Origin of the sequence: Caulobacter sp. (assembly GCF_049283275.1) — a bacterium.
Lineage (GTDB): Bacteria > Pseudomonadota > Alphaproteobacteria > Caulobacterales > Caulobacteraceae > Caulobacter.
In genome coordinates, this window is the sequence record NZ_JBAPVS010000129.1 from 1 (window position 1) to 2,458 (window position 2,458).

The following is a 2,458-nucleotide window of genomic DNA, read 5'->3' on the forward strand; positions in this document are numbered from 1 at the left end:
CGCTCGTGGGGCTTTGGCCCATATTAACCCTGAAATCGTGGACGAGGCGTCAAGATGCTCCCCCTCTGGGGGAGCTGTCGGCGAAGCCGACTGAGGGGGCCTCCCACGGCTCACGCCGCGAAACCCCCTCCGGCCCTCTGGGCCACCTCCCCCAGAGGGGGAGGATCGAGTCAGCCGCCTACCCAAAAACACGTCGCTGTCGCATCGCATCCAACCGGAATCGGCCCTATATCTGGCCTATGTCGACTCCCGAACCCCGCCACACCCGCTGCCTGATCATTGGATCGGGTCCCGCCGGCTACACCGCCGCCATCTATGCCGCCCGCGCGCTGCTCAAGCCCGTGCTGATCGCCGGCATCCAGCCGGGCGGCCAGCTGACCATCACGACCGACGTCGAGAACTATCCCGGCTTCGCCGACGTGATCCAAGGTCCGTGGCTGATGGACCAGATGAAGGCCCAGGCCGAGCATGTGGGCACCGAGTTCGTCGCCGACATCGTGCTCTCCGCCGACCTTTCCAAGCGTCCGTTCCACATCAAGACCGACAGCGGTCAGGAGTGGTTCGCCGAGACCCTGATCATCGCCACCGGCGCCCAGGCCAAGTGGCTGGGCCTGGAGAGCGAAAGCAAGTTCCAGGGCTTCGGCGTCAGCGCCTGCGCCACCTGCGACGGCTTCTTCTATCGCAACAAGGAAGTCGTGGTGGTCGGCGGCGGCAACACGGCCGTCGAGGAAGCCCTGTTCCTGACCAGCTTCGCCAGCAAGGTGACCCTGGTCCACCGCAAGGACGAGCTGCGGGCCGAGATGATCCTGCAGGAGCGCCTGCTGGCCCATCCCAAGATCGAGGTGATCTGGGACAGCGCCATCGACGAGGTGCTGGGCGACACCGATCCGGCCGGCGTCACAGGCGTGCGGCTGAAGAACGTCAAGACCGGCGAGACCCGGCAACTGGCCTGCGACGGCGTGTTCATCGCCATCGGCCACGCCCCGTCGTCGGAGCTGTTCAAGGACCAGCTGGAAACCCACGCCGGCGGCTATCTGACCGTCAACCCGGGCACCACCTCGACCGCCGTGGCCGGCGTCTACGCGGCCGGCGACGTCACCGACGACATCTATCGCCAGGCCGTGACCGCGGCCGGCATGGGCTGCATGGCCGCGCTCGAGGCCGTGCGCTTCCTGGCCGAGGAAGACCACAAGAAGGCCCACCATCCGATCACCCACCATGAGGCCGAGAAGATCGGGGTCTGGTGATCACGACCTGATCCTTCTCCCCTTGCGGGAGAAAGGTTGGTGCAGCGGATTAGGTGTGCGTCGATTTCGATTGCAACCGGACATTGTTAAGCTAGGCTTCCAGTCAGAAAGCAGATCGGGGCGGGCTCATCATGCGGCGGTACGCGGCTGGAATGCTGGCGGCGCTCGCCCTTCCGGGCGGCCATGCCGCGGCGCAGGCGCCCATCGCAGCGGATCTCCCCGTCACGCTGAACCCTGAAGACGCCGCCCGCTATTTTCCCGACAGGGCGTGGCGGCTGGGTATCTCCAGCTGGGCGCGCGTGCGATGTGTGCCCGACGACAGGGGGCAGCTCGCCGACTGCGTGGTGGTCGGCGAGGGACGCCCCGATCTCGGCTTCGGACAGAACCTCATCAAGCTCACCCGGATCATGCGGGTCCCGGCCGACGTGCGGGCGCGGGTGGCGGGCAAGCCGTCCTATGTCTTCTACGCGTTCCCGGCTCCCGGCGGCAGCGACAGGGCCGCCGATATCGATCCTGTCCAGGCGCCCGCCCGCGCCACGATCGAGGCCGCGCGCCCCAATGACGCCGAGCCTATCGGCATGGCGACGGTCCGGTGTCGCGTAGCGCTGGCCCAGCCGGACCGGTTCTACGACTGCGCGGCCATCGCCGAGTTTCCCGTCGGCCAGGGATACGGCGCCGCAGCGGTCTCCCTTGCCCAAGCCTATCGCCTCGGCCTCGAGACACCCGACGAAGTGGAGGTCCGGCTCTCGACCCACAGCGCTTGGTCCATGCAAGGGCCGCCGCAGTGGGACGCTTCCGTGAATCCGTGGAACCTCGGGCTTGCGCTCGCGCCGACGTCAGGCCCAGGCGCGGCCGACCTGCCCACCGCCTACATGGTGCTGACCTGCCGATGGGCGCCCGACGGCCGGCTGCGAAAGTGCCGGCCCAATCGCTACAGGATGCAACCGGTCCCCCGGAAGATCGCCAAGCGCGCAACCGCACTCCTGCCGCAGATGCGACTGGTCCGGGAGGTGATGTTCAACGTCAACTGGGGCCAGTAGCGCCCACCGGATCACCCCTAGTTCAGCGGCGTCAGCAAACTCGGCGGCCGGGGCCTGGGCGGCGGGGGCGGGGGCGCCGGCGGCGGCGCGGCCTCGACGGTGGTGACCGTGGTGTCGATCACCGGGGTCTCCAGCGCGCCCAGGGCCTTGTTGATCTTGGCGATGTCTTCC

At 68.0% G+C, this 2,458-nt stretch carries 2 protein-coding genes; both read left to right on the top strand.

The features are described from left to right. Positions 1-239 precede the first annotated feature (239 nt). Positions 240-1,247: a thioredoxin-disulfide reductase gene (gene trxB / locus WAL33_RS06230; RefSeq protein WP_422179539.1), complete on the top strand. Its 1,008-nt coding sequence runs from the start codon at positions 240-242 to the stop codon at positions 1,245-1,247. Positions 1,248-1,399: 152 nt separating this feature from the next. Continuing rightward, a complete protein-coding gene (locus WAL33_RS06235; protein ID WP_422179541.1) occupies positions 1,400-2,287 on the top strand; it encodes a hypothetical protein in 888 nt (295 codons plus the stop codon). The last annotated feature ends 171 nt before the right edge of the window (positions 2,288-2,458 follow it).

Bases quoted from the DNA above. Each gene is read 5' to 3' on its own strand.
- trxB (WP_422179539.1), top strand. From the start codon at position 240: ATGTCGACTCCCGAACCCCGCCACACCCGCTGCCTGATCATTGGATCG.
- WAL33_RS06235 (WP_422179541.1), top strand. From the start codon at position 1,400: ATGCTGGCGGCGCTCGCCCTTCCGGGCGGCCATGCCGCGGCGCAGGCG.